Annotated in this window: 27 protein-coding genes, 1 tRNA gene and 2 pseudogenes; 11 read left to right on the top strand and 19 right to left on the bottom strand. The window is 56.4% G+C overall.

Annotated elements, in window-relative coordinates; genetic code table 11:
• Positions 1–13: 13 nt before the first annotated feature.
• Both CES87_RS27825 and CES87_RS27820 read left to right on the top strand, forming a co-directional pair.
• Positions 14–931, top strand: a complete 918-nt coding sequence (locus CES87_RS27825; RefSeq protein ID WP_128608627.1) for a DMT family transporter — start codon at positions 14–16, stop codon at positions 929–931.
• Positions 932–1,028: 97 nt separating this feature from the next.
• Positions 1,029–1,964, top strand: coding sequence for a LysR family transcriptional regulator (locus tag CES87_RS27820; RefSeq protein WP_128608626.1), 936 nt, complete (start codon positions 1,029–1,031; stop codon positions 1,962–1,964).
• A 3-nt stretch (positions 1,965–1,967) separates the two neighbouring features.
• Here CES87_RS27820 and CES87_RS27815 read toward each other — a convergent pair whose 3' ends face one another.
• Together CES87_RS27815 and CES87_RS27810 are read right to left on the bottom strand one after the other, a co-directional pair.
• Positions 1,968–2,333 (bottom strand): 5-carboxymethyl-2-hydroxymuconate Delta-isomerase, encoded by a 366-nt coding sequence (locus CES87_RS27815; RefSeq protein ID WP_128608625.1) that lies wholly within the window; start codon positions 2,331–2,333, stop codon positions 1,968–1,970.
• Between the two features lie 57 nt (positions 2,334–2,390).
• Positions 2,391–3,316 (bottom strand): annotated as a pseudogene (locus tag CES87_RS27810) (LysR substrate-binding domain-containing protein).
• Positions 3,317–3,562: 246 nt separating this feature from the next.
• Between CES87_RS27810 and CES87_RS27805 the strand changes: the two are divergent.
• Positions 3,563–3,769, top strand: coding sequence for a hypothetical protein (locus tag CES87_RS27805; RefSeq protein ID WP_128608624.1), 207 nt, complete (start codon positions 3,563–3,565; stop codon positions 3,767–3,769).
• Positions 3,770–3,932: 163 nt separating this feature from the next.
• Here CES87_RS27805 and CES87_RS27800 read toward each other — a convergent pair whose 3' ends face one another.
• Positions 3,933–4,718, bottom strand: coding sequence for an SDR family oxidoreductase (locus tag CES87_RS27800; RefSeq protein WP_128608623.1), 786 nt, complete (start codon positions 4,716–4,718; stop codon positions 3,933–3,935).
• 69 nt (positions 4,719–4,787) lie between these two features.
• Positions 4,788–5,879 (bottom strand): alkene reductase, encoded by a 1,092-nt coding sequence (locus tag CES87_RS27795; RefSeq protein ID WP_128608655.1) that lies wholly within the window; start codon positions 5,877–5,879, stop codon positions 4,788–4,790.
• 135 nt (positions 5,880–6,014) lie between these two features.
• Here CES87_RS27795 and CES87_RS27790 point away from each other — a divergent pair, with 135 nt between their 5' ends.
• On the top strand, positions 6,015–6,590 hold the full coding sequence (locus CES87_RS27790; RefSeq protein ID WP_128608622.1) for a TetR/AcrR family transcriptional regulator: 576 nt from the start codon (positions 6,015–6,017) through the stop codon (positions 6,588–6,590).
• A 187-nt stretch (positions 6,591–6,777) separates the two neighbouring features.
• Here the strand turns inward: CES87_RS27790 and CES87_RS27785 are convergent, their stop codons facing one another.
• From CES87_RS27785 to CES87_RS27770, 4 genes are read right to left on the bottom strand one after another with little or no spacing between them, the layout of a single operon-like run.
• Entirely contained in the window at positions 6,778–8,034 is a 1,257-nt protein-coding gene (locus CES87_RS27785) for an NADH:flavin oxidoreductase/NADH oxidase family protein (RefSeq protein WP_128608621.1), read from the bottom strand.
• On the bottom strand, positions 8,024–8,737 hold the full coding sequence (locus tag CES87_RS27780; RefSeq protein WP_218196414.1) for a helix-turn-helix domain-containing protein: 714 nt from the start codon (positions 8,735–8,737) through the stop codon (positions 8,024–8,026). Before CES87_RS27780 ends, CES87_RS27785 begins: the two co-directional genes overlap by 11 nt.
• 20 nt (positions 8,738–8,757) lie before the next feature.
• A complete protein-coding gene (locus tag CES87_RS27775; RefSeq protein ID WP_128608620.1) occupies positions 8,758–9,156 on the bottom strand; it encodes a helicase in 399 nt (132 codons plus the stop codon).
• Positions 9,157–9,191: 35 nt separating this feature from the next.
• Complete coding sequence (locus CES87_RS27770) at positions 9,192–10,037, bottom strand: alpha/beta fold hydrolase (RefSeq protein ID WP_128608619.1); 846 nt, start codon at positions 10,035–10,037, stop codon at positions 9,192–9,194.
• A 183-nt stretch (positions 10,038–10,220) separates the two neighbouring features.
• Here CES87_RS27770 and CES87_RS33765 point away from each other — a divergent pair, with 183 nt between their 5' ends.
• From CES87_RS33765 to CES87_RS27755, 4 genes are all read left to right on the top strand, one after another.
• On the top strand, positions 10,221–10,817 hold the full coding sequence (locus tag CES87_RS33765) for an NAD(P)-binding protein (RefSeq protein ID WP_256591118.1): 597 nt from the start codon (positions 10,221–10,223) through the stop codon (positions 10,815–10,817).
• A 633-nt stretch (positions 10,818–11,450) separates the two neighbouring features.
• Entirely contained in the window at positions 11,451–11,864 is a 414-nt protein-coding gene (locus tag CES87_RS33760) for a GMC family oxidoreductase (protein ID WP_256591117.1), read from the top strand.
• A gap of 143 nt (positions 11,865–12,007) precedes the next feature.
• Positions 12,008–13,378: an outer membrane protein transport protein gene (locus tag CES87_RS27760; protein ID WP_128608618.1), complete on the top strand. Its 1,371-nt coding sequence runs from the start codon at positions 12,008–12,010 to the stop codon at positions 13,376–13,378.
• A 211-nt stretch (positions 13,379–13,589) separates the two neighbouring features.
• Positions 13,590–14,141: a TetR/AcrR family transcriptional regulator gene (locus CES87_RS27755; protein ID WP_128608617.1), complete on the top strand. Its 552-nt coding sequence runs from the start codon at positions 13,590–13,592 to the stop codon at positions 14,139–14,141.
• A gap of 149 nt (positions 14,142–14,290) precedes the next feature.
• On the opposite strand, the gene CES87_RS27750 is transcribed toward CES87_RS27755, so the two are convergent.
• The 5 genes from CES87_RS27750 to dapA form a co-directional block, all read right to left on the bottom strand.
• A tRNA-Ser gene (locus CES87_RS27750) sits at positions 14,291–14,380 on the bottom strand.
• Between the two features lie 84 nt (positions 14,381–14,464).
• A complete protein-coding gene (gene purC / locus CES87_RS27745; protein WP_128608616.1) occupies positions 14,465–15,178 on the bottom strand; it encodes a phosphoribosylaminoimidazolesuccinocarboxamide synthase in 714 nt (237 codons plus the stop codon).
• A 28-nt stretch (positions 15,179–15,206) separates the two neighbouring features.
• The gene (locus tag CES87_RS27740; RefSeq protein WP_128608615.1) at positions 15,207–15,965 is read right to left on the bottom strand and encodes an MBL fold metallo-hydrolase; all 759 of its coding nucleotides are present in this window, start codon (positions 15,963–15,965) and stop codon (positions 15,207–15,209) included.
• 4 nt (positions 15,966–15,969) lie between these two features.
• A complete protein-coding gene (gene bamC, locus CES87_RS27735) occupies positions 15,970–17,085 on the bottom strand; it encodes an outer membrane protein assembly factor BamC (RefSeq protein WP_128608614.1) in 1,116 nt (371 codons plus the stop codon).
• A 17-nt stretch (positions 17,086–17,102) separates the two neighbouring features.
• Entirely contained in the window at positions 17,103–17,981 is an 879-nt protein-coding gene (gene dapA, locus CES87_RS27730) for a 4-hydroxy-tetrahydrodipicolinate synthase (RefSeq protein ID WP_128608613.1), read from the bottom strand.
• 328 nt (positions 17,982–18,309) lie between these two features.
• Here dapA and CES87_RS27720 point away from each other — a divergent pair, with 328 nt between their 5' ends.
• Both CES87_RS27720 and CES87_RS27715 read left to right on the top strand, forming a co-directional pair.
• Positions 18,310–18,870, top strand: coding sequence for a glycine cleavage system protein R (locus CES87_RS27720; RefSeq protein ID WP_128608611.1), 561 nt, complete (start codon positions 18,310–18,312; stop codon positions 18,868–18,870).
• Positions 18,871–18,880: 10 nt separating this feature from the next.
• Entirely contained in the window at positions 18,881–19,354 is a 474-nt protein-coding gene (locus tag CES87_RS27715; protein WP_128608610.1) for a peroxiredoxin, read from the top strand.
• A gap of 134 nt (positions 19,355–19,488) precedes the next feature.
• Here CES87_RS27715 and CES87_RS27710 read toward each other — a convergent pair.
• Positions 19,489–20,558 (bottom strand): annotated as a pseudogene (locus CES87_RS27710) (AI-2E family transporter).
• A gap of 31 nt (positions 20,559–20,589) precedes the next feature.
• The gene (locus tag CES87_RS27705; RefSeq protein ID WP_128608609.1) at positions 20,590–20,829 is read right to left on the bottom strand and encodes a sulfurtransferase TusA family protein; all 240 of its coding nucleotides are present in this window, start codon (positions 20,827–20,829) and stop codon (positions 20,590–20,592) included.
• Positions 20,830–20,927: 98 nt separating this feature from the next.
• On the opposite strand from CES87_RS27705, the gene CES87_RS27700 reads away from it, so the two are divergent.
• On the top strand, positions 20,928–22,361 hold the full coding sequence (locus CES87_RS27700; RefSeq protein WP_128608608.1) for a M48 family metalloprotease: 1,434 nt from the start codon (positions 20,928–20,930) through the stop codon (positions 22,359–22,361).
• 79 nt (positions 22,362–22,440) lie between these two features.
• Here CES87_RS27700 and CES87_RS27695 read toward each other — a convergent pair whose 3' ends face one another.
• The 4 genes from CES87_RS27695 to rpoE form a co-directional block, all read right to left on the bottom strand.
• Positions 22,441–23,868: a DegQ family serine endoprotease gene (locus tag CES87_RS27695; protein ID WP_128608607.1), complete on the bottom strand. Its 1,428-nt coding sequence runs from the start codon at positions 23,866–23,868 to the stop codon at positions 22,441–22,443.
• A 176-nt stretch (positions 23,869–24,044) separates the two neighbouring features.
• Complete coding sequence (locus tag CES87_RS27690; RefSeq protein ID WP_128608606.1) at positions 24,045–25,001, bottom strand: MucB/RseB C-terminal domain-containing protein; 957 nt, start codon at positions 24,999–25,001, stop codon at positions 24,045–24,047.
• A gap of 8 nt (positions 25,002–25,009) precedes the next feature.
• Positions 25,010–25,597 (bottom strand): sigma-E factor negative regulatory protein, encoded by a 588-nt coding sequence (locus tag CES87_RS27685; RefSeq protein WP_128608605.1) that lies wholly within the window; start codon positions 25,595–25,597, stop codon positions 25,010–25,012.
• A gap of 31 nt (positions 25,598–25,628) precedes the next feature.
• Positions 25,629–26,210: an RNA polymerase sigma factor RpoE gene (rpoE, locus tag CES87_RS27680; protein ID WP_003172477.1), complete on the bottom strand. Its 582-nt coding sequence runs from the start codon at positions 26,208–26,210 to the stop codon at positions 25,629–25,631.
• Positions 26,211–26,543 lie beyond the last annotated feature (333 nt).

The raw sequence follows: 26,543 nt of genomic DNA, 5'->3' as shown, positions 1-26,543 counted from the left end.
CGGAAAACCCATCATGAAACACAGCGGTTTCGCCGTCGCTCATGCCGGCATGTTGCTTTGGGCCTTGTTGATCGCCGCCTCGTTTGCTGCGGCGGCGCAGGTCAGTCAAACCATCGATCCGATCCTGCTGACCGGTTTGCGCCTGCTGTTTTGTGCCTTGGTGTTTTTGCCTCTGCTGCTGATCAAGGGCGATAGTTCCATGACCGCCCGAGGACTGCTCGGCCATGCCGTACTCGGCCTGTTGCTGGCAGTGTATTTCGGCTCGCTGTTCGAGGCTCTGCGCTATACCTCAGCAGTCAATACCGGAACGATATTCACGCTGGTGCCACTGCTGACTCTGGCGTTCGAAGCGGTGTTGATGCCTGACAGTAGCCTGAAACATCGGGTGGTGCCGATGCTGATTGCCGCTGCCGGGGCCATATTGCTGGTGATGAAAGGCACCGCTCCAGGCGAACTACCTGCGCTGTACGCACTGTTGGTGTACGGAGTCGGTTGCCTCGCGATGGCACTCTACTCACCCCTCAGCCAGCGACTCAAGGCCGATAGCCTCAAGGGTCGCGGGCCGGTGTCCATGACTTTCTGGAACATGCTGTTCGGCGCACTGTTTCTGCTGGCGTTCTGCGGGTTCAGCGGCGGATGGCGTTCGGCATCATTGCTGACGATGAACGATTTTTACTGGCTGGTATACCTGGCGCTGTTTGCCACCCTGGCGACTTTCTGGCTGTTGCACCGAGCCATTGGCGTGATCGCTCCGTCCTCGGTGATTTCCTACATTTATCTGAGCACCTTGTTCATCACATTGTTTCATTGGTTCTGGTGGCGACAATCGCCACTGCCGCTGGAAGCGGTGGGCGCAGCCTTAGTCGGGGTCGGTATGCTTGCGCTGCTGATATCCGGCCGGCGCGCGATGCCCGTTTCGGTTCAGAACTGAACACTGACAGGACGTTCTCCTCGCGCCCTCATTCCGCTAGGATCATTCGCACACAATTGCGCACGATTTGCGCAATGAACACCGCGAGACGCAATGGATGCTGAACAGTAACGCGCTAAGAAAGCTGGATATGCAGGACCTCATGGTGTTCGTCGCCGTGTATGAGCAGAACAGCGTCACCGGAGTCTCCGAGGCGCTGTGTGTTAGCCAGTCCACAGTGAGCTACTGCTTGAAAAAACTGCGCAGCAGCTTCGAAGACGAGCTGTTCATCAACACGCGCACGGGCATGCACCCCACTTACAAGGCCGGCAGCATGTATCCCCATATGCTGAAGATCCTCGAAAGCATCAACCTGTGTCACGCCGGGGCGCCAACGTTCGATCCAGCCTTGCAACCGGCGACCTACAACATTTGCGCACCGGAATACTTCGAGCAGTTGATCCTGCCCCGTCTGTTGAAGAACTTCGCTTGTGCCGGTCTTCCGGTGATGGTCAACATGCACAAATTTGAAGCCGACATCCCGGCAGAGGCACTGCGTGACGGTAGCCTCGACCTGGTGATTGGTTTTGGTCCGAACTTTCATCGAAGTCACCGCGACTTCAACACGCAGACCCTGCTGAAAGATGAACTGGTTTGCGTCTTCGATAAACGCGCGGCCCCGCTGGAGCCGCGCTTGAGCCTGCAAACCTTCGTCGAGCACCGACATGTGTTCCCGACACCCTGGACGTCCACCACCAACATGGTCGACGGCTGGTTAGCGCGACAAGCACGGCAACGGCAGATTGTTGCGCGAGCCAATAGCTACAGTGCGGCACTGAAAATGATCATTGGCACCGACTTCGTCCTGACTCTGCCTCGGCGCATCCAGCAATTGCTAACCAATGACGCCGTCTTCGATCACCGTGAAGCGCCCAATGGCTTGCCGGGATTCACCCTCGACATGCAGTGGAGTCAACATGCCGATCAGGACAACGCCAACACCTGGTTACGCGAGCAAGTGATCAAGGCCTGCGCCGAGACTCAAACGACCTGAAATTCAGACGCCGATGGCAGTCTTGGTATACGACTCGCGATCGATATCAAGAATCTCCACACACAACTGGACTTCCACGTTCGCCGGCCATTTACACAGATCTTTCACCACTGCCAACAGGCTTTCAGACAACTGCTGCTTGATCTGCGGCGAACGCCCGCTCAACAGCGCCAGCTTCACATGCACGAACGCCCGCTCAGCCAATGCAGTGCCTACCTTGAATGTCTCGACCTTCACCGCGCGACTCTTGATGTCGAATTCGGCGCCGAACTGACCGGAACCCACCAGTGTGTTGTTGAGCCGCATCAACGCCACATCGGCATTCAGATCAGGCAAGTTGGCGGTGTACTCCAAGTGCAGGTGTGGCATGGCGTTACTCCTGTAGATAGGTGGAAAGTTCGTAGATAAAACATAGCGCTGCCCCGATCACTGGGTCAGCGACAACAGATTGCGCTCCCCCATGAACGCTTCAAGTCGTGAGCGCAGCCAACGTTCGGCGGATCACCGTCGACATGACTGAGCCAGACCATGGACAGCTCGAGGGTCGGAGCCTTGAACGGAAATGGCTCCTTGTACAATTGACCGGACGCCGCCATCGCCTCAGCGGCGTAATCCGGCAGGCTGGCAATCAGATCGGTACCGGCCAGCAATGCCGGCAACGAGCTGTATTGCGGTACCGAGAGCACCACCTGACGCGAACGGCCGAGCTGCGCCAGCCACTCATCGGCGAACCCGCTGACGTTGGCGATGTGCGACACCAGCACATGCGGGCGCGAGCAATATTCATCGATGGTCAGCGGTGTATCGGACGCATCGGCCCGCAATACAGCCGGGTAGATATGCCGCAGCAGTTTGCGCTTGGCGTTTGCCGGCAGGCCGCGAGTCTGGGTGATACCGACCGTTATATCGCCGGACACCAGCAGATCGGAAATCCGCCAGTGATCGACATTCTGCACCACGAATACCACCTTCGGCGCTTCCTGGCGCAATGCGCGCAGCAATGGCGGTAACAGGCCAAACTCGACATCGTCCGACATACCGATACGAAAGGTCATGGTGCTGCTGCTCGGGTCGAAATCATGGGTCAAACTCAGCGCCACCGATAACGAATCCAGCGCCGGCGAAAGGTGCCGAAAGATCTCTTCGGCCCGCGCCGTAGGCTCCATTCGATGACCGACGCGAATGAACAACGGATCGTTGAACATCGTACGCAAGCGGTTGAGCGCCGAACTGATGGTCGGTTGACCTAGAAACAGCTTCTTCGCCACGTTGGTGACATTGCGCTCCAGCATCAGCGTTTCAAACACCACCATCAGGTTGATGTCGGCCTTGCGTAGTTCGTTGCGATTCATCCATTGACCCCGCGCCCAGTAACTGCCGACAGTTTAGGTAGGTGTCGCAATCGGCGTCTATGCGACTGAACGAATGCTTGAAGCATTTTGCGTTTAATGCAAAAGCGATCACACGTCTCGTCCTACAGCCTCTTCCTGATTTTGTTGCTCATCTGGCGGGAACGACGTGCGCTCCTAAGCTCTGGAAGCGCCGGGCAATCCAGCCTTGGCTACCCACAATCGTTCAAACTCAAAAGGAGCCGCTCAATGGCTAGAGACAAAGCGAAAGACGACAAACACTTCAATTGCACCCAGGCACACGAAGCCGACTACGTTGCAGGCCTTTATCCTCACGCCAGGGAAGAGGTCAAAACCTTTCTGGCAACCGCCTGCAAGGACAAATCCCTGCACAACTCCACTCACAAGGACGTCTACGAGCTGATCAAACGAAAACTGGGCCACTCACAACCCTGAGACCGCCCGGTCGAAACGAAGCTGCTCTGACTGAGCAGCTTCACCGCTTGAAACCTAGATCTCCTTGATCGGAGCCTGACCGCAAGTCCCCTTGATTTACCAGTCAGTTCGGTGCCACAGTCCAGTACCTCATCGTAGGAGGTACCAGACGAGGCTGTTAAGTTCAGAGCGCTTGATAACGCTCCGCCGCATGTGCCTGGCGGATGTCAGAAAGCAATGCTTGCCGTGTTGAGTCCAACGCTTCCCAGCGCTCGACAACGTGAAGAGGCGGAATCGTTACTAATTCGCGGCGATCATAGCCGACCAGTGCTGCGTCGACTAACTCGCCCACTTCCATAACAGCGGACAATGTTTTGATGTCTACCCCGGCCCGTTCCCATATCTCGGTGCGCGTGGCGGCAGGAAGTACGGCCTGTACGTACACTCCTTTCGATGCCAATTCCAGACTCAAGCCTTGCGAAAGAAACAGCACGTAGGCCTTGGTTGCACCGTAGACCGACATGTTGAATTCCGGCGCCAGGCCCACGACCGAACCAATGTTGACAATGGCACCCTCTCCAGCCGAGACGAGCCGTGGTGCGATAGCCGCTGCGAGGCGTGTCAGGGCGGTGATGTTAAGGGCCACAAGACTGTTGATACTCTGAGCGGTCTGCTCGGTGAAGCCGCCTGACTGGGCAAGCCCGGCATTGTTGATGAGGATACCGATACGCGAATCTTCACGCAGGCGCGTTTCAACAGTGGCTAAGTCGTTTGGATCAGTCAGGTCGGCCTGCAGTACGTCTATGGAAACGCCGGTTTCATCGCTCAGGCGTGTGGCGAGTGCGTCCATCCGCGATTTATCGCGCGCTACCAGTACCAGATTATGGCCACGGCGGGCGAAGCGCTCGGCATAGGTGGCACCGATGCCTGTCGATGCGCCTGTGATGACAACAGTCGTAAGCGTGCTCATGGATTCAGTTTTCTCAGTTAGCTAAAGATGGTAACGACAGCCGTACGTAGCGCAGCTGCACAGCGCTTATTACGCGTTGGTATCGGCCAGCGATGGATAGTCGGTGTAGCCTTCTGCACCACCGCCAAAGAGGGTCGCTGGATTCAAAGCTGCCAGTGGCGCACCGGTTTTAAACCGTTCAACCAGGTCTGGGTTGCTAATGAAAGCCTTACCGAAGGCGAACAGGTCAGCCTTGCTTTCCTCAAGGTGAGCTTGGGCCAAGTCAAGGTCATAGCCGTTATTGGCCAGGTAGGTTTGCTTGAATCGGGTGCGAAGCGCGTCATAGTCAAACGGCGCTACATCGCGCGGGCCACCTGTCGCGCCCTCAACGACATGCAGGTAAACCACGCCTAGGGCGTCAAGCTGTTCGGCGATGTAGTTGTACTGCGGCTGCGGGTCGCTGCACGAAATAGCGTTGGCTGGGGACACTGGTGAAATACGTACGCCTGTGCGCTCGGCCCCGATTTCCTTGACCACCGCCGAGGTAACCTCCAGCAACAGACGCGCCCGGTTTTCGACTGAGCCACCGTAGGCATCTGCACGCTGGTTGGCGCCGTCTTTAATGAACTGTTCAAGCAGATAGCCGTTTGCGCCATGGATCTCTACACCATCAAAACCGGCACTGATCGCATTCGCTGCTGCCTGACGGAAATCCTCAACGATGCCCGGCAGCTCATCCAGCGCCAACGCACGCGGTTCGGAAACATCGACAAAACCGTTATTAACGAAGGTCTTCGTCTCTGCACGGATAGCAGAGGGGGCAACAGGCGCGCCACCACCTGGCTGCAGGTCTACGTGTGAGATTCGGCCAACGTGCCACAACTGAACAAAAATCCGACTGCCCTTGGCGTGCACGGCGTCGGTAACTTTGAGCCATCCATCAATCTGTGGCTGGGTGAATAGGCCAGGAGTGTCCTGATAGCCTTGGGCCTGTTCAGAAACCTGGGTAGCCTCGGTGATGATAAGGCCTGCAGATGCACGTTGGGCGTAGTAGGTAGCTGCCAGCTCTGACGGTGCCAGGCCTTTGCCAGCGCGATTACGGGTCAGCGGGGCCATCACAATGCGATTGACCAATGTCAAAGAGCCAAGGCGATAGGGTGCGAAAAGCGTCTTGTCAGTCATGATCCACGTACCTTCAAATGGGCTTGGATTTTTATGATGATGACTGAACTCTAAACCGTCAAGAAACTTTGATGTCGACTGACATCCATGCATCCTGACGCTAATAACCTGGCATCAACAGGAATGAACTCCACTATGAAAGTCTCCAAAGCACAGGCGCAGGCCAACCGTGCGCACATCATCGAAACAGCCTCTACCCTGTTTCGTGAGCGTGGTTTCGACGGGGCCAGCCTGGCTGACCTAATGGGTGCCGCAGGCTTTACCCATGGCGGTTTCTACAAGCACTTCGGTAGTAAAACCGATCTTATTGCCGAGTCGTCCGCCTGCGGTTTTTCGTACTCGGCATCCTTGGCAGCGGGCGTCGAGCCAGCCGAGTTCATCAAGCACTACCTGTCACGTGAGCATCGCGATGAACCCGGCGCAGGTTGCACGATAGCGGCATTGTCCGCAGATGCTTCGCGCCAGCCAGAGCAGGTCAAGAAAGTGTTCGCCGACGGCCTTGAGTTGTCCCTGACCCAACTTGAGGAGGATCTCGGATCACGAGGGGCGGTAGCACAGCGCGAAGCGCGAGCCAGACGAATCGATGCATTTGCCCAGATGGTGGGCGCGATCATGCTTTCAAGAGCCTGTCCCGATGACTCCCCACTGGCTGACGAGATCCTTGAGGCCTGTTGCTCGGCAGCACTCGCACGCCTGCCAATGAAGGAATAAATCCAGTCGTATCGGTCGTAATGGTTGCATGCCTCTACGGTGGGGCAATGCATCCTCCAATCCCAAGTACCCATCCGCCATCGAATATCCAGCCGCGCGCGACCAGTGCTGGCGCGATATGCGCCCAGATCGCCAGCGTTTGGGGCTCCATAATGCCACGTCCCGGGGCCCACAGCTTATGCCGGTTTCAGGAGCGTGCCCGCAAGCGGCGAGTGCGCAATGCCCCCCACCCACTACCGAACGCAGCTTTAAGGAATGCCCAGAATCCACTTTCGTTGGGACGAGGTTCGCCACCTTTGGCAATGCGTTTGAGTTGTCCGGTGTACCAGAGGATTTCCATAATCCCCATGCGATCCACGGCCTTGATGCCAGTATTGATTGGTCGCACCTGTTGATTGCTGTCGCTCCCCTTCAGCAATGCCGCTGGAGCATCCGGATCAATGGCCAACAATCGTGCCAGACCGACCACATCCAGTGATCCCGAGCGCAGTGCCTCGTTCATCCCTGCCGCAGTGCGAAAACCGCCTGTGACCATCAAGGGCACTTGTACGTTAGCTCGAACCTTCGCGGCGAACTCTAAGAAGTAGGCTTCGCGCGCTACGGTAGAGCCTTTTTTCGGCTCATGCATCGCACCACTCATGGCTGGAGCCTCGTAGGTGCCGCCGGATATCTCGATTAGATCAATACCAGCGTCGATCAGCGCGCGGATAGTTTCCATCGACTCCTCTTCAGTGAAACCACCCCGCTGGAAATCGGCCGAGTTGAGTTTAATCCCCACCGGGAAGTCCGCTCCGACTTGACGTCGAATTTCGGCGTAGACGGCCAGCACAAAACGGCGACGCTTCTGCGGTGTGCCACCCCATTCGTCTTCGCGCCGATTGTGATGGGGTGAGAGGAACTGATTGATTAGGTAGCCGTGCGCTCCGTGGATTTCCACGCCACTGAAACCAGCTTTTTTGCAGATGGCGGCACTGCGCCCGAAACGCTCGATGATGTCCTGGATCTCGGCAACAGTGGCTTCACGCGGGGTTTCGAAAAAGGCAGCCATATCCTCTCGGAACGGAACAGCCGATGGAGCAAGGTTGCTGGCGTTCAGCCCCTTTGTCGATTGTTTGCCAGGGTGATTGAGTTGCACCCAGATCGCCGCCCCCTGGTCGGTAGCAACCTTCGCCCACTGTCGCAGTACCGGCAGATCTTTCTCGTCCTCGATTACGACATTGCCCGGTTCGCCAAGGGCGCGACGGTCAATCATCACATTCCCCGTAATGATGAGTCCCAGACCGGAAGCTGCCCAGCGACGGTACAGTCCGACCAGCCCCAGGGTGGGACGGTTATCGTAAGTGCCCAGCGTCTCGCTCATCGATGCCTTGGCCAGTCGATTGCGCAGCACGCTTCCGTTGGGCAGTTGCAGGGATTGGTTCAGCAGGTTTGTTTCAGCTTTCATCTGGTGTTCCCACAAGGCTGGAATGAGGAAGAGCAGCAAGCAATGCGTCCGGTAAGTTTTCCGGATTGAATTCGAGCACTTGAAACAGTTGCTCAAAGGTTTCGAGCTGTGTGTGCGGTAGATGAGCCCGACCTTCGCGCAACGCGTCTGCCGGCGAAATTTGTCGTAGGGCCAGCGCCATGAAGGTATTCAGATCGCAGTGGATGACCACATCGGCCGCAGGGGCATAACCTGAGCGCGCGAGTATCTCGCTGTCGTCCACGCGTATGTGGAAGACTTCCTCGCCCACGTGAAACTCGTATGTGGCGCGTAATCCAATGCTTGCATCGGACCGGCCGATGCCCGTAAGGCTGAGGGCTATGAGTTCGGCGCGTGCAGTCGCGGGGTCGATGCGTTCGTCCACGGGCAAACTCAGCCCCCAGAGTCCTAGCGCGAGCAGTGGCTTACGCAACTGCTCGCCCAATTCCGTTAATTCGTAGGCGGAAATTGGCGCTGTAGCAGGCCTGGCGATTCCGTTGTCTACCAGCACCTTCAGGCGTGCGGACAACCGATTAGTCCCCATTGCCGGCAATACCGCCAACAGCTCTTTGAACCGCTTTGGGCCCAATAGCAGTTCGCGCAGCACCAGTAGCGTCCAGCGCTCGCCTAGCACATCGAGGCTTCTGGCAATCGGACAAAGCTGCCCATAGGTCTTGTTTAGCATTTTGTCAGGCGCCATCGTCGTTAAAACGCAGTGCGGTCATAGGGAGCGACCACTGTGGGTGGCTGCAGGTAAGCAGTCAGTCCCTGGAAAAACATTACCTTGAGGAAATCACCGCTGATAACCAACTCCTCGTTACCCAGCCCCCTAAGGAACGCTGCCTGGCTGTCCTTGGCCGAGAGAATTGCAAAACCCTTATCGGCGTCTTTGAATTTCAAAGTGAAGCGCGGATTGTCGGCCAGGCCGGCAACGGAGCGGATGGCGCCGTTTCGGATGACGAAATAGCGGCCGATACCAGCATCGGTACGGATCTGGAACACAAGATCCTCGCCTTCTATGTAGCGGGCGCAATTGGGGTTTATCCTGACCTGCCGTTTCAGCAGCTGGGTGAACATCCATAATAGAAATTTGAACTTGAGCATGGTGACAACCTTGAGTCGGTGGATCGGGGTTGACGTTATTCGCTGAGAAATCTGGCGGCGTGATAGAGAAAGCGCTCCGGGTACTGGAACTGCGCGCCGTGCCCGGCATCCGGATAAATAAATAACTGCGCGTTCGGCATGTTGCGCGCCATGTAGAACGAATTGATGGTCGGAATCATTACGTCGTTCACGCCATTTAGGATAAACGTCGGTTGCTTGATCTGACGTAAGTACGCAAACGGATCGTCTTCGGACACCCTCGGCAGATACAGCATGTTTGCCTCGATCTGCGCTGATGCGACTTCCTGCGAAGTAGGCGGATCCTGATCCTCGCGCTCATGCCGGCGCTCCCAGAACTCGCTTGCAGCTCGCTTTGCCACCTCTGAACGGCCAAAAAACAGGTACTCAAAGTCTTCGTAGGTCGGAACTGGACGCGGCGCGGTCGTCAGCACCTTGGGTTCCATGTCCGGGTTGCCTCCACGCGGGCCTGTACCCAATAGCATCAGCTTACGAATAAGTGCGGGGTGTCGCCATGTCAGATCCAATGCCTGGAAGCCTCCAAGTGAGAAGCCCAATACATCGACTTTCTCCAGGCCCAAGGCACGTACGAAGGCGGCGGCATCATCAGCCATGTCTTCAATGCGACGGCGTGGCTGGCCGGACGAAGATGCCACGCCACGACCATTAAAGAGGATCACTTCCCGTCCCTCGGCCAAGCCGTCGGTCATCAGCGGATCCCAGTGATCCATGCCACCGCGAAAGTGCTGAAGCATCAGCAGCGGCGGCTGTTCGGTGGCCGTATTTCCCCACCTGCGGTAGGCGAAGCGGACACCGTCGATCTCGCTGAAGCGGGTTGGGGCAGTCTGATGCGTATCGGTCATATCTTTCCTCACGAGCGGTTTCGGATTCTGAGGCTGGAGCAATTCTAGCCTGTGACCGTCGGTATTTACTATACAAAAAATATAGCATTAATGAAATACGAATCGTATAGTGAATTCGTGACTGGGCCGTGCCCTGCTTTTGCAGGCCATGACCTCTCCAAAAAATAAAAATGGGAGCGTATCGTGGAACTGGCTTTCGACTTTGACTTCATCGTCATAGGCTCGGGCTTCGGCGGCAGCGTTTCGGCGCACCGGCTGACGGAGAAGGGCTACCGTGTTGGCGTGATGGAAATGGGGCGCCGCTGGCGTGCCGAGGACTTTCCGAAAAGCAACTGGGATCTGCGTAGATGGATGTGGATGCCTGCGCTGAAAATGTTCGGCTTCTACAGCATGCGGATGTTTCGACACGTGGTGGTCGCAAGCGGCAATGCGGTCGGCGGAGGCTCCATCACTTACGCCAACGCACTGCTGAGGCCTTCGGATAAGGTTTGGGGCGAGGGCTCATGGGCAGGTCTGGCAGATTGGAAGAGCATCATGCCAAGGCACTATGCAGAGGCCGAAAGGATGCTGGGAGTGACTGAGGGCAAATTCTGGGAGAAGCGGATTTGCGCCTTAAAAGGATGGCGGAGCTCAACGGCGTCGCCCACACCTTTCACGCACCCAATGTTGGTACCTTCTTCGCTCCAGAGGGCGAGGTCGCGGGCAAAACCTATCCCGATCCGTACTTCGGCGGTGAAGGCCCTGAGCGAGGCAGTTGCGTGGGCTGCGGCGGCTGCATGATGGGCTGCCGGCACAATGCCAAGAACACACTCGACAAGAACTACCTGTTTTTGGCTGAGAAGCACGGAGCTCAAGTCTTTGCGCAAACTCAAGTCGTAGACGTCCGACCGTTGAATGGCAAAGCAGACGGCAGCGATGGCTACGAGATCCACACGCAATGTTCGACTTCCTGGTTCCGCAAGAATAAGCGGGTCTTCCGCGCCCGAGGCGTGGTGTTCGCAGCATCCTCGTTAGGAACGATGGAGTTGCTGTTCCGGCTCAGGGAGAAAGGCTCTCTGCCTCGGATCAGTCAGGATCTGGGCAAACGGATACGCACCAATGCCGAGTCACTTATCGGCGTCCGTTTCCCTTCCACAGATAAAAGCATGTCGCCAGGCTTGGCGGGCGGGGCCAGCATTTACCTGGACGAGCGCACTCATATAGGTGTCGTACGCTATCCGGAAGGGTCAGATGCCATAGGGCTGATGATGACGCTGATGAGCGGTGGTCGCGCTGGCTGGAGGCGAATTGGTACTTGGATACTGACATTGCTCAGACACCCAATGCAGGCACTACGGGTACACAACCCCAGAGGCTTCGCACGGGAAAACATGTTGTTGCTGGTGATGCAAACGGTCCGATGCTCATATCAACATGCGTCTGAAACGTCGATGGTATTGGCCGTTTGGAAGCCGTCTTGTGACAGAAGGCGGCCCAATTCCTACGTTCATTCCAGAAGCGAATGCCTTCGTCGAGAAGGGTGCCAAGGCACTAGGTGGTATAGCGACCACCTTCCTCAGCGAAATCCTCTTCAACATTCCAACAACGGCGCACTGCATGGGCGGTTGCGCCATGGCGGAATCCGATCGCCATGGTGTCATGGACGCGCAAAATAGAGTGTTTGGATATCGCAACCTGCTGATCTGCGACGGATCAATGCTCAGTGCCAACCTTGGCGTGAACCCAAGCCTGACGATCACTGCACTAGCGGAACACGCGATGTCGCACATACCAACGAAAGGGGAATCTCAAGTCGAGACTCGGATTGCGATGACCCAGTTGGAATAACAGGTTGCTTTACGGGCGACCGCGCCTCGGCAATCGATAATAACCACATCAATACAGAACCAGATTAGACATATTAAGAACTGCCATCCTTAGCGGGAAAACGGCACCATTGCCTACATTTAAAAACAAAAATTGGTCATCCGATGAATATAAAAAAAATTGTTGAACCATCCGTTGGCGTGCCATCTCCCCCCAGCCCTAACGTCCAATCTAAACTGAATAAAAACGCATACCCTACCCCGCATAGCTCAATACTCTTCAGGGCGACTCTATTACTAACACTAGGGATTCCATCTGCTTCGTGGGCAAATGGACTTGCCCTCAATGAACAAAGCGCTAGTGCTGCAGGGACTGCTTATGCTGGCCGCTCCTCGTCAGCAATAGACGCAAGCACCGTGTATGGAAACCCAGCGGGCTTAAGCAAAATCAAAAAAACAGAGATAAGCGGCGGACTGGCATTAATTGACGCAAACGTTGACATAAGCGATGTAAGAAGTACTGCGCCGGGCACCACTGACGGTAACTCCGTACCTCTTACAGCTATTCCTTTTGGATACTTCTCCTCGCCAATCGACGAACGCTTTACCGCTGGCATTGGTCTGTATGCGTCATACGGCCTCGTTAATGATTATGAGAGTTCCTTCCAAGGTCGCTACCATGGCTCCTACAGCAAGGTTCAGGTTAAAACATTGCACCCCGCTGTCTCGTTCCGCTTAAACGATAAAGTTGCTATTGGCATTGGCACCACATTCAATCGCATTGAGAACAACCTCCAGTCGTATTTAGCCACAGGGGCTTTGAATGATGGGAAGGACACACAGCTTACTGTAAAAGGCAATGATACTGCCATTGGCTATAACTTTGGCCTGATGGTTGATATGAACGAATCAACCACATGGGGATTAACTTATCACTCCAAACTTGACTTCCATGTTGATGGCCACACTAAAATAAGCGACAGTCCCACTGCGCTTGGCCTCGATGGAAAATACAACAACAAGATGGATGTGACCCTACCAGAGTCAGTGGATACATCGTTCACCCATCGCTTCGATGAGCGCTGGACTGGTTACGCAGGTGCAATCTGGACACGGTGGAGTCGAATCCAGAGGATTGAAGCAATCAACAGCGGATTACCCTCCCTAGGCCAACAGCTAGGATTCGGTGACGTTGGAGACGACTTTAAACTTCATAATACTGTGTCGACAGCTATTGGCGTTTCGTACCAACTCTCTTCACAGTGGCTACTGCGCAGTGGCTTGGCTGCTGATCCTTCGCCGGCCCGCAACTCCGACCGAAACGTGCGACTTCCAGTAGGAAACCGAAAAGCCTTGGCTTTTGGCGCCGCTTATTCACCCAACTCTGATATGACGATCGATGTAGCCTATACCTATCTATGGGAGTCAACCACATCTGTTAATCAAACCGATACAAATGGTCTACAACCTGGATTTAGCGCCAAATACAACAATAGCGCTCATATTATAGCCGCACAGCTAACACATCGGTTTTAACGTGATTCTTGAATGACGCCATCATTATTCTTGTTTACTAATGGGCGTTGCGCGCTCCCTATAAAGGAACATGGATCGCCCCAACACTAAAGTCGCCGAGATATCTGCGACTGGAAAAATACCAAGCCCCCCCCGGTCAACGTTCATTTTGATTTTTATCATCTTTGTCCCAACTCAACTAATCAATCAGATAATCAAATGAGGTCTGAAAATGAGTATCAGCAAAGCACAGGCGCGAGAAAATCGGGCACGTGTTGTTGAATCAGCTTCACTGCTGTTCCGCGAGCGCGGCTATGACGGTATTGGGGTTAAGGAACTGATGGCGGGCGCCGGACTCACCCATGGAGGGTTTTACAACCAATTCCGCTCAAAGTCGGCGCTGATGATCGAAGCTACGTCGTGCGGTCTCTCCCAACTGACTGCTGACTCCAATACGAGTGACTTCATCAATTACTACCTATCCCGTGCTCACCGTGACTCACTAGGCCAAGGGTGCGCGATCGCTGCGCTCGGAAGCGATGCTGCTCGTCAACATAAGGATATCAAGTCCGTGTTTGAGATCGGCATAGAGAAGCTAATTTCAGACCTGAGTTCCGGGCTATCCGCTGACGAGCAAAAGGAAGCCCGCGCCAAGGCAATTTCATTGTTGGCACAAGCGGTCGGAGCCATTGTGCTGTCGCGGGCCTGCCCAGATGATGCGCTGTTGGCCGACGAAATCCTGGACAGCTGTAAGCTGTCGCTCGCCATTAAGTTAGTGCTTTGAGGCGTGTGTTTCGCCGCAAAGCGCCCTAATTGTTAGCGCCGATGCCGAATTGACACCGTTGCCGGGACGTCGCTGACCCAGTCTGATTACTTTTTCAGACATGCACAAACGAAAAAGCCCTGAATAATCAGGGCTTTTTCGTAAACGTATGGCGGAGAGATAGGGATTCGAACCCTAGGTACCGGTGAAGGTACAACGGATTTCGAATCCGTCCCATTCGGCCACTCTGGCATCTCTCCAACGGCGCGCATCATAACAACACTTTCGCCGGAAGCGAACCCCCTTTCGCGAAATATTTCTGTGCTATCAGATGCTTGCGTCGGTTAAAGCGGTACGCCCAGACGATTGGCCACTTCTTCGTAGGCTTCGATGACGTCACCGAGGCCCTGGCGGAAGCGGTCTTTGTCCATTTTCTTCTTGGTGGCCTTGTCCCAAAGACGGCAGCCATCCGGGCTAAATTCGTCGCCCAGGACGATGGTGCCGTCGTGGAACACGCCGAACTCAAGTTTGAAGTCGACCAGCAACAGGCCGGCGTCGTCGAACAGTTTGCTCAGCACTTCGTTGACCTTGAGCGACAGTTCTTTCATGCGAACCAGTTGTTCGGCGGTGCCCCAACCAAACGCCACGACGTGGGATTCGTTGATGAACGGGTCGCCCTTGGCGTCGTCTTTCAAGAACAGTTCGAAGGTGTAAGGGTTGAGTTTCATGCCCTCTTCGACACCCAGGCGTTTGACAAGGCTGCCGGCGGCGTAGTTACGCACGACGCACTCGACCGGAATCATGTCCAGCTTTTTCACCAGGCACTCGTTGTCGCCCAGCAGCTTGTCGAATTGGGTCGGCACGCCGGCTGCTTCGAGCTTTTGCATGATGAAGGCGTTGAACTTGTTGTTCACCATGCCTTTGCGGTCGAGCTGCTCGATGCGCTTGCCGTCGAACGCCGAGGTGTCGTTGCGAAACAGCAGGATCAAGCGGTCAGCGTCGTCGGTCTTGTAAACCGATTTGGCTTTGCCGCGGTAGAGTTCTTCACGTTTTTCCATGATGGGCTCCGCTTGCTAAGTAGGTGGGCTAGGCGATATGTCGCCAGTCGAGCCCTGAATCTTGATCGGCCAGTTGCAGCCAGTCCGGGTCGCACCCAAGGGTGTCGACAAAACATTGCCGGGCCAGCTGCGGCAGGTTGTTCTTGCTGCTCAGATGGGCCAGGACCAGGTGTTGCAGGCCTTGCCAGCCCAACTCGGCCACCAGGAATGCCGCCTGATGGTTGTTCAAATGTCCCAGCTCGCCACCTACCCGCTGCTTGAGAAAGTACGGGTAATGACCGCGAGCCAGCATGTCACGGCAATGGTTGGCCTCGATCATCAATGCATCGAGATCCCGAAAGCCGTCCAGTACCTTGTTGCAATACGAACCCAGGTCGGTCAGCAGGCCGAAGCGTCGCTCACCGTCACTGAAGACGTATTGTGTCGGCTCCTGCGCATCGTGGGCCACGGCAATAACGTCAATGTTCAAATCGCCGATCTGCAATTGCTCACCGCCCGCCAGGAAACCCGCGGGCTCGATGGGTTTGCGCATCCCGCGCAAAGTCCCGCGACTGAGGTAGACAGGCAGATTGTAGCGCCGAGACAGTAAACCCACGCCATGCACGTGGTCGGCATGTTCGTGGGTCACGAGTATCGCGCTCAACTGCGCAGGGTTCACACCTAGGCGCAGCAGGCGTTTTTCGGTTTCCCGCAGGGAGAAACCACAATCTACCAGCACGCACGTGTCAGCGCTGGCTATCAGCGTGCCGTTCCCTTGGCTACCGCTGCCGAGAACGGCAAAACGCATGTGGTCAGCCCAGGTTGTCCTGAATCACGGTCAACACTTTGCGCGCCACGTCAGCCGGCGCCACGGTGTTGATGTTTTTCTCGACAGTGACCTGGACGCTATCACCCACCTTGCTCAGGCGAACCTGATAACGCTGGGCGCGAGCTTCAACTTCCTCCTTGCCTGGTTTGCTGCCGAACAGGCCACTGAAGAAACCTGGCTTGTCGTCTTTCTTCTCGGCTTTTTCAGCCAGGTTGATGTAGTACAGGCCCAGGCTACGGTTGATGTCTTCAACCCGCCATTCGCCCTGTTCCAGCGCACGGCCGACACTCGACCAGGCACGATCCAGGTCGGAGCCGACGTTCAGGACAGGGTTTCCGCTACCGTCCACGCTCAGGCTGACACGGCTTGGGGTATCGAAATCACGGGACGCCAGCATGGAGACCGAACCACCCTTCTCCGAGATGCGGCTCATGCTTGCAAGCATGTCATCGACCAGTGCCGCGTCCAGACCGGTGTTGACCGAACGGTTGGTGAAGGCAACATCGGCGGTACTGCCCGCAGGACGCTCGGCGGTGACCACGTAGACTTCGCTGGTATTGCGTTGCACACCCGGCTCGATCCGCACCCGGGTACGGATTTCGCTGTCAGATGCGACACCGGCCGCGCTCAGGCGCTTGGCCATCGCTGCGGACAGTTCGTCGGAATGTTGCCAGGTCGTGGTGAATTCGCCGGTTTGCGGGCGCTGCTCGTCCAGGCGGAAACCGTTGTCCTGGAAAAACTGCACAGCCACTGGCCAGACTTGGGCTGGCGGGTTCTGCGCAAGAATCGAGCGCGAATCGCCGCTCTTCTGCAGGGAGTAGGCGCTGGCGTCGGCAACGGACGACAATGGCTGCGGCCGAGGAACGACGTACTCACCTTTAACGGTGTCATCCGCTACGTTGCGCGGTATCGGCAGCAGCGGGTCCAGGCGCTTGGCGGTCTGTACATCCGGTGGCATTTGCATCGGTGCAGTCTGTTTCGCTTCCAGGTAATCGCTACCACGGTCACGGAAATAACCTTCCGGCCCCCAGATCCATCCACAGCCACTGGTGCTGGAGATAATCAAGGCAAGTGCGGAAAGTCCGGCCATTCGCTTCATGCGTTGTACTTCCTCAATTAAACCAGGACGCCGGACAGGCGCATGGCCTGGCGCAGCGGTTCGTGACATTCAGCGCTGAGCCAGGTGAGCGGCAGACGGATACCGTCCGGCATCAAGCCCATTTCGTGCAGCGCCCATTTCACGGGGATAGGATTGGATTCGATAAAGAGGGTTTTATTGAGCGGCATCAGCTTTTCATGAATGGCACGCGCCTTCTCGGCATCGCCGTTGAGGGCGGCGATGCACAGGTCCGCCATTTCGCGCGGAGCGACGTTGGCGGTGACCGAAATATTGCCCTTGCCGCCCAGCAGAATCAGCTCGACTGCGGTGGCATCGTCACCGGAGATCACCAGGAAATTACTGCTGACACCGTCGATGATTGCTTTGGCACGCTTCAGGTCGCCGGTGGCTTCCTTGATGCCGATGATGTTCTTGACGGTCGACAGACGGATCACAGTCTCGGCCTGCATGTCGCACGCGGTGCGACCTGGCACGTTATAGAGGATCTGCGGGATGTCGACGGCTTCGGCGATTGTCTTGAAGTGCTGGTACAGGCCTTCCTGGGTCGGCTTGTTGTAGTACGGCGTGACCAGCAGGCAGGCGTCAGCGCCGGCGGTCTTCGCGTTAGTGGTCAGCTCGATGGCTTCGCGAGTCGAGTTGGCGCCGGTACCGGCGATCACCGGAATGCGACCATTGACCTGCTTCACGACGCGACGGATGACTTCGATGTGTTCGTTCACATCAAGGGTGGCCGATTCGCCTGTGGTGCCAACCGCCACGATGGCGTGGGTGCCGTTTTGCAGGTGAAAGTCCACCAGTTTGCTCAGGCTGTCCCAGTCGAGACGACCTTGTGCATCCATGGGTGTGACCAGTGCCACCATACTGCCCGCAATCATGCAACCGCTCCTGCCGGAAAAAGAGAGCCGTAATGGTACTGGCGCCAAGATGCTTGCACAAGCGAAGTACTGCGCTGCCGCCATTCCCCTTGGCGCCGCTTTTCGCTACCCTTCAGACTTTGATCGGTACTGATAAGCTCCTATATCGGGTTTCAGCCTCCATTTTCGGCATCACAAGCCCCATTCCAGCGTTGCCACCTCTCGCTCCTGCCATACTGGAGCACGTTGCAACCTGCGCCTGGGGCTTTCTGAGTTCGTATCCGCAGGCTCGAACCTGGTAAAACAAGCCGATAGAAGTACCGACCGCTCATCGCTTTAGGAATGCTGCATGTCCACCCCCACAGTTCGCGAACAATTCCTTGTCATCAGTGCCCTCGGCGCCAACCCCATGGAGCTGACTAACGTCCTGTGCCGCGCCAGCCATGAAAACCGCTGCGCCGTGGTCACCTCTCGCCTGACCCGTCATGGCGAGTGCAGTGCGCTGATCCTTGAGATCTCCGGCAGCTGGGACGCTTTGGCGCGCCTGGAAGGAAGTCTGCCGGCGCTGGCAAAACGCCACGCTTTCACCGTCAACGTAGTGCGCAGCGCCGCCCTGGAGAATCGTCCCCAGGCACTGCCGTATGTTGCCTATGTCAGCTCGGCCTACCGCTCCGACATCATCAATGAGCTTTGCCAGTTCTTCACAGACCACAACGTCGAGCTGGAAAATCTGACCTGCGACACTTATCAGGCACCGCAAACCGGCGGCACCATGCTCAACGCCACGTTTACCGTGACCTTGCCGGCTGGCGTGCAAATCAGCTGGTTGCGCGATCAGTTCCTGGATTTCGCCGATGCATTGAACCTGGATGCTCTGATCGAACCGTGGCGCCCACAAAACCCAATGTAAGGAAGCTTTCATGGCCGTTGCCATCGACCAACCGGTTGCCGACTTCGAAGCACCCGCTACCAGCGGGCAAACCGTCAGCCTGGCGGAGCTCAAAGGCAAGCAGGTGGTGATCTACTTCTATCCGAAGGACAGCACGCCGGGCTGCACCACTCAAGGCCAGGGCTTTCGCGATCAGCTTGAAGCCTTCAAAGCGGCCAATACTGAAGTGTTTGGTGTATCCCGTGACAGCCTGAAGTCCCACGAGAATTTCAAAGCCAAGCAAGCGTTCAATTTCGAGCTGATCAGCGACAAGGAAGAAGCGCTTTGCCAGCTGTTCGACGTGATCAAGTTGAAAAAGCTTTATGGCAAGGAATACATGGGCGTTGATCGCAGCACGTTCCTGATCGACAAAAATGGCGTGTTGCGTCAGGAATGGCGCGGGGTGAAGGTGCCGGGGCATGTTGATGCGGTTTTGGCTGCGGCTGAGACGCTGAACAAGGCCTGATTTCTTCGGCGCCTGTTCTGTCGCCTTCGCGGGCAAGCCTCGCTCCTACAAATTTTGCGCCAATCGCGAAAGCGGGCACGACACATATTCGTAGGAGCGAGGCTTGCCCGCGAAGAGGCCTTCAAGGCTAACGATTAAAGCAGAGGCGCCACCACTGGCTCCTTGCGCGGCCACGCGTCCAGTACGGCTTTAAACAGGGTCGCCAGGGGAATCGCGAAGAACACTCCCCAGAAGCCCCACAACCCGCCAAACAACAGCACCGCACAGATGATCGCCACCGGGTGCAAATTAACCGCTTCCGAGAACAGCAAAGGCACCAGCACGTTGCCATCCAATGTCTGGATGATTCCGTAAACCGCCATCAAATAAATGAACTGATCGCTCCAGCCCCACTGGAACAGCGCTATCAAAAACACCGGCACGGTCACTACCACGGCTCCGACGTAAGGCACCACCACCGAGACACCGACCAGCAACGCCAGCAGCGCCGCGTAATTGAGTTCCAGAACGACGAAAGCGATGTAGGTCACACCACCGCAAATGAAGATCTCGATGACCTTGCCGCGAATGTAGTTCGCGATCTGCCGGTTCATTTCATGGGCGACACGGGTGATCAACGCTCGCTCGCGGGGCAGGTAACCACGCACCCACTGGCCGATCATCGCCCGATCCTTGAGGAAGAAAAACACCAGGATCGGCACCAGTACCAGATAGATCATGATGTTTACCAACAGCGGCAGGCTCGACAGCGAGAACGTCAGCGCCCATTGCCCGAACTTGCCGATCTCGCCCCGTGCCACTTCGATGGCCTGCAGTACCTGCTCGTCGGACACCAGATGCGGATAACGCTCCGGCAGCAGCAACAACAGCGACTGCCACTTGGCGAGCATGCCGGGCAATTCGTTGAACAAAGTGATCAACTGATGCCAAAGCAACGGCACCACGACCACGATGAACACCAGCAAGCCCCCCATGAACAGTGCGAAGACCAACCCCACCGCTGCCCACCCGGCACACGCAGGCGTTCGAGGGTCAACACCAGTCCCTGCATCAGGTATGCCAGCACCATGCCGGCCAGCACTGGCGCCAGCATGCCTCCCAATGTCAGCACTGCGGTAAACGCCAGGAACAGCAGAACTGCCAGAATCACAGCCTCTTCATCGGAGAAGTAGCGCTGAATCCAGTCGCGTAGCACTTTGAACATCAATTTTCCTTAAGAACAAACGCCGCAGGCTTCAGGCTTTTTTCAACCAGTAGCGGTACACGCCCGCCTCATCTTCTTCACGAAGCAGCGTATGACCGGCCAATCGGGCAAAGGTGCGAAAGTCGCGCTGCGAGCCCGCATCGGTAGCGATCACCTTGAGTATCGTGCCACTGGTCATCCGGTTGAGTTCCATCTTGGCCTTGAGTAACGGCAACGGACAATTCAAGCCACTGGCGTCCAGTTCAACGTCATGGGCTACAGCGTCGGTCATTGCATTACTCCGGTTCAGGTGGTTGAGTTGCCTAGAATATCTGGTCGCAAGGCTGGTGTCCGGCTACAGTAAGGTCTTTGTCGACTAAGGCTTTGTGCATGACTTTTTTGCGCCCTACCCTGCTGACGCTCGCTTGCCTGCTCGCCTCACCGGGCTTCGCTGACGACCTGCCGTCACTCGGCGACGCCAGTTCTGCCATCGTCTCGCCGCAGCAGGAATATCAGTTGGGCCGCGCATGGCTTGCGCTCTTGCGCAGCCAGGTGTCGCAGCTTAACGATCCGCAACTCAAGGACTATGTCGAATCCAGCGTTTACCGACTGGTGGAAACCAGCCAGGTCAATGACCGGCGCCTGGAGTTCATCCTGATCAACAGCCCGCAGCTCAACGCCTTCGCGGCACCGGGCGGGATTGTCGGGGTGAACGGCGGATTGTTCCTCAACGCCCAGACTGAAGGCGAATATGCCTCGGTACTGGCTCACGAACTGGCTCACTTGTCGCAGCGCCACTTTGCCCGTGGCGTCGAAGCTCAGCAGCGCATGCAAGTGCCGATGATGGCTGCGTTGCTGGCCGGGATCGTGATTGCCGCGGCCGGTGCCGGCGATGCCGGGATCGCTGCCATTGCGGGTACTCAGGCGGCGGCGATTCAGGAACAACGGCGTTTCTCGCGGCAAAACGAGCAGGAAGCCGACCGTATCGGCATTCTCAATCTGGAAAAGGCCGGCTACGACCCGCGCTCAATGCCCACCATGTTCGAGCGCTTGGGGCGTCAGTACCGCTACGACGCCAAGCCACCGGAATTCCTGCTGACTCACCCGGTTACCGAATCGCGCATCGCCGACACCCGTAACCGCGCCGAACAGGCCCCACAGGGCGGTATCGAAGACACCCTGCGCTATCAACTGATTCGCGCACGGGTCCAACTGATCTATGAAGAAACTCCTGGATTGGGCGCCAAGCGCTTCCGCGCGCTACTGGATGAAAACCCGAAAAGCGATGTCGCTCGTTATGGACTCGCAATCGCCCAGGTCAAGGGCGGTCAGCTGAACGAGGCAAGGGAGAACCTAAAACTTCTGCTGGCCAAATCGCCAAACGAGATCATTTACAACCTCGCGCAAATCGATCTGGACATCACCAATAATCGTCTGCCGGACGCGCAATCCCGGGTGGACCGGATGCTGACTCAGTACCCTGGTAACTATCCGCTGAACCAGGTGCGTGTCGACCTGCTGCTGAAACAGAACCGCGCTGCGGACGCCGAAAAAGCGCTGGAAGGTTTGCTCAAGTCGCGTCCGGACGATCCGGACGTGTGGTACCAGGTGGCCGAGACTCGCGGCCTGTCGGGCAACATCATCGGCCTGCATCAGGCTCGTGCCGAATATTTCGCTCTGGTCGGTGACTATCGTCAGGCCATTCAGCAACTGGATTTCGCCAAGCGCAAGGCCGGCACGAACTTCCCGCTGTCGTCCCGGATCGATGCCCGCCAGCGAGAGTTAATGGAGCAGGAGCGCATGATCAAGGACATGATGGGCTGATGGCTTCAGAAGCCATTAGTTTCAGGCACAAAAAACCGCCTCTTATACGAGGCGGTTTTTTATTTAGCCAGCAACCGGGTTATTCAGCCAGTTTGAAGGTGATGAAGCTGGCACGACCTTGGCGCAGCACCCGCATCGATACCGAGCGATTCTTCGGCAGCGCCTTGGCGATGTCAGTGAATTGCTTGGTGGATTCGATGGCCTGATTGTTCAAATGAGTAATCACATCACCTGGCTGCAAGCCGATCATCGCAGCAGGACCCTCCTGAACTTCCTTGATCACGACGCCGCCTTTGAGGTCGTAGGCTTTCTTCTGCTCGGCAGTTATCTCGGCGACCGAAACACCGAGGCGATTGCTGCTGCTCTCGGTGCCCGATTTCGGCAACGCATCCAGCTCTTTATCTTCATCAGGAATAGCGCCAACCGTCAGCTCGACGTTCTTGCGCTTGCCCTCACGAATCACTTCCAGATTGGCCTTGGAGCCAGCCTTCAGTGCGCCGACCAGATGCGGCAGATCGGCGGACATCACGATCGGTTGATCATTCATGCTCAGGATCACATCGCCGACTTGCAGGCCACCCTTGGCTGCCGGGCCATTATCCTGGATCTGGGCGACCAGCGCACCGGCCGGCTTCTCCAGACCGAACGACTCGGCAAGATCCTTGTTCACTTCCTGAATCACTACACCCAACCAGCCACGGCTGACTTTGCCACCGTTTTTCAGCTGATTGGAAACGTCCATGGCCACATCGATAGGAATTGCGAACGACACACCCATGAAGCCACCGGAACGGGTGTAGATCTGCGAGTTGATCCCGACCACTTCGCCATTCAAGTTAAACAGCGGGCCACCGGAGTTACCCGGGTTGATCGGCACGTCGGTCTGAATGAACGGGACGTAGTTTTCGTTCGGCAGGCTGCGACCGACGGCGCTGACAATGCCTTGGGTCACGGTGTGATCGAAGCCGAATGGCGAGCCGATTGCCACGACCCATTGGCCGGCCTTGAGATCCTGGGATTTGCCGAGTTTCAGGACTGGCAGATCCTTGCCTTCGATTTTCAACAGCGCCACGTCTGAACGCGGATCGGTGCCGATCAGTTTAGCCTTCATTTCGCTGCGATCCGCCAGACGCACAAGAATTTCATCGGCATCGGCGATCACGTGGTTGTTGGTCAGGATGTAGCCGTCAGACGAGATGATGAACCCCGAACCCAGGGACTGAGCTTCACGCTGGCGATCACTGCGAGGCGAACGCGGTTGTGGCGGCATGCCACGCTCGAAGAACTCGCGCAACATTGGCGGCAAACCTTCGAGATCAGGCATCTCCTGATTCACTTTTCGGTCCGGCAGTTTCTGCGTGGTACTGATGTTCACCACCGCTGGCGAGGCCTGCTCGACCAGCTGCGTGAAGTCAGGCAATTCGACGGCTTGCGCAGCGACCGCCTGACCGAGCACCAACACGGTGGCAAAAATGGAGAGGTAAGACTTCAAACGTGGTATCGACATACGGCTCCCGTTACGACGAGCATGGTTAAGCGATATGGATCAAGGAACACCGGGAAAGATACGCCGGTATTTTGTTCCGGGAACAACAAACAAGGCCAGAGCCGAGGGGCTCTGACCTATAAAAATTTTGTGGGTATTTGCAAATTGAAATGCTCACGAAACATTTCGATCTCAGCTCACTGCGTGGCGGCGGCATCAGTACGCATGGATAAAGCAATCCGTTCAGCGGTACCTACCGGGATCTCACCTACCACAGTCACCATTATCTCACCTTGCGGTGTGGTCAAGCGCCGGGAGACTGCAACGGTTGGCCCTAACTGAGTGCGGGTATCGGTAACTGCTGCGCCATTCAAAGGCTCAAGGAAAACCGAGAAACGCGCCAGACCATCGTCATACAGCAGGCTATTGACCTGGGTTTTGGTCTCAGGATCCTTACGTGCCGTACTGCTGGTCAACTCGAAACCGGGTGGCAACCAGTCTGAATGCCAGACCTGTGCGGCTTTGACCGCCGAGGCCTTGTCACTTTCGAGGTTAACTGCCTTGCAATCAGCGCCAGGTTGCAAATCGCTGTCGGAAGGAACATCGGCTGTATCCAGTTGCGTGAACTGGAACCGCTCCAGCAAACGCCCTTTGTCATCCAGCAGCAATGACTTAAGCGGCAGACCGGTCTCTTTATCCAGATGCAATTCAAACCCGTATCGGTGTTGGTCGCGCGGCGTCAGTGAAACTATCACCGCCGCTCGCCCGGCTACACGCGACTTGCCGATGACGGCAAGGTCATACCAATTCTTGAGCTTTTGTGGATCGAGTGCACGAGCTGCAGAGTTTGACGAATCCCCTAGCCCTGCTATCAGGGTGCCGCTGACGCATTGAGTATGCCCATCAATGCGTACGACCTCCTGCGCTGAGCCATCCAGCTGGAGTAACCGCTCGCGGACTTTGCCATCCTGTACGCGGTGCCAGATGTTGTGGGTAGAAAAACTACCGTTACGCTCGTAAACGAAAGTACCGTGAAAGCTTTGATGCTGTTCGGCCTGACCAAGACGGGTCAACCAGTCCTGGGCTTCATCGGCGTGGGCTGGAACAACAAACCAGCCACCAAGCAGAAGTGTGAGTAGAGGTATGGCGCGCATGATCCTCCTTAGCGGTTTTCCAGGCTTGCTGCACGAGCGTAAGGCAGAGCGCTCTCAGTACCTTTCAGTGCCGCCTGTTGAGCATGTTGGCGCAAGTAGCCTGGCATACGTTGATCGTGCCAGCCTGGCTGACCTTGCAGAACGCCGTTGGCCATAGGACCAGTGGCTTCCGAACTCTCATTGTAGCCTGCCAGAACAGCCGGGCCCTTGACTTGAGGAGCGACCAGATTCTGTTGGCTGGATTGCTGCGCCAGCTCGACACCAGCGATTTCGTCCTGGTTGTACAGACGAACACCTGCGAGTACGGCAACGGTTACCGAAGCAGCGACGGCCAGACGACCCAAGCTGCGCCAAGGACCACGGGTGGCTTTTGCCGGCACGGTTTCGTCAGCCAGGGCTGCAGAAACGGCCGCTGCGATGTCCAGACGTGGAAGCAGCAGATCCTTGTGCATCGCTGCCCGAGCGATCTGATAACGAGCCCAGGTTTCACGGGTTTCAACATCGTCGCAGGCACTTAGCACCCGCCGCAATTCCAATTCGTCCGCTTCGTTATCCATCACTGCGGACAGCGATTCCTGCAGGGCTTCACGACTCATGGCGTTCCTCTCTTGGCTGTCGCCGCTGTCATTAGTTTTCCTGCAACAACGGCTGCAGGGCTTTATCGATGGCCTCCCGGGCGCGGAAGATCCGGGAGCGCACGGTGCCCACCGGACATTGCATGACGCTCGCAATGTCCTCGTAACTCAGACCATCGAATTCACGTAAAGTTAAAGCGGTACGCAAATCTTCCGGCAGTTGCTGAATGGTTCGATGGACGGTGCCTTCGATCTCATCCCGAAGCAAAGCCCGCTCTGGCGACTCGAGATCCTTGAGGCCATGATCGCCATCGTAGAACTCTGCGTCCTCGGAACTGACATCGCTATCCGGCGGCCGGCGGCCGCGTGAAACCAGATAGTTTTTCGCCGTGTTGATGGCGATGCGGTAAAGCCACGTATAAAACGCGCTGTCTCCGCGAAAATTTCCAAGTGCGCGGTACGCCTTGATAAAGGCTTCCTGCGCCACATCCTGGGCTTCATGGGTGTCGTGCACAAAACGCACGATCAACCCGAGAATTTTGTGCTGATATTTCAGCACTAGCAGATCGAAAGCACGCTTGTCGCCGCGTTGAACGCGTTCGACCAGTTGCTGATCCTCTTCCTGGGTTAGCATGAACACTCCTCGATAAGCTCGGAGGAGGCTTGCATAACTAAACGACCGGACTTGCAAACATAGACTCGGGCTTTTCGCAAAAGTTCTCCCCCTCCAGGCAAGTTTCCTGCGGGCTCTGATTCGGCACGCACGAAAAGCGCAGCGCGAGATGCCCCGGCTGCGCGAATAATCTTGTCATCGGTTTCGCCGGCATGGATCCATCCACAGATCCTGCTCTGAAGCCGACACTGTCCCTTTTATCAGGCAACTGTCTATTGATCTTGGGCCTTTGGCAAAAGTTCCAAATATTTATAGCTGCGCGACACCGACATTGTGCAACCGTGAAGAGAAAAA

Source organism: Pseudomonas sp. ERMR1:02, from assembly GCF_002277815.1.
Lineage (GTDB): Bacteria > Pseudomonadota > Gammaproteobacteria > Pseudomonadales > Pseudomonadaceae > Aquipseudomonas.
The sequence above is the reverse complement of the archived record's forward strand: the minus strand, read 5'-3'. Positions and strand labels throughout refer to the sequence as shown.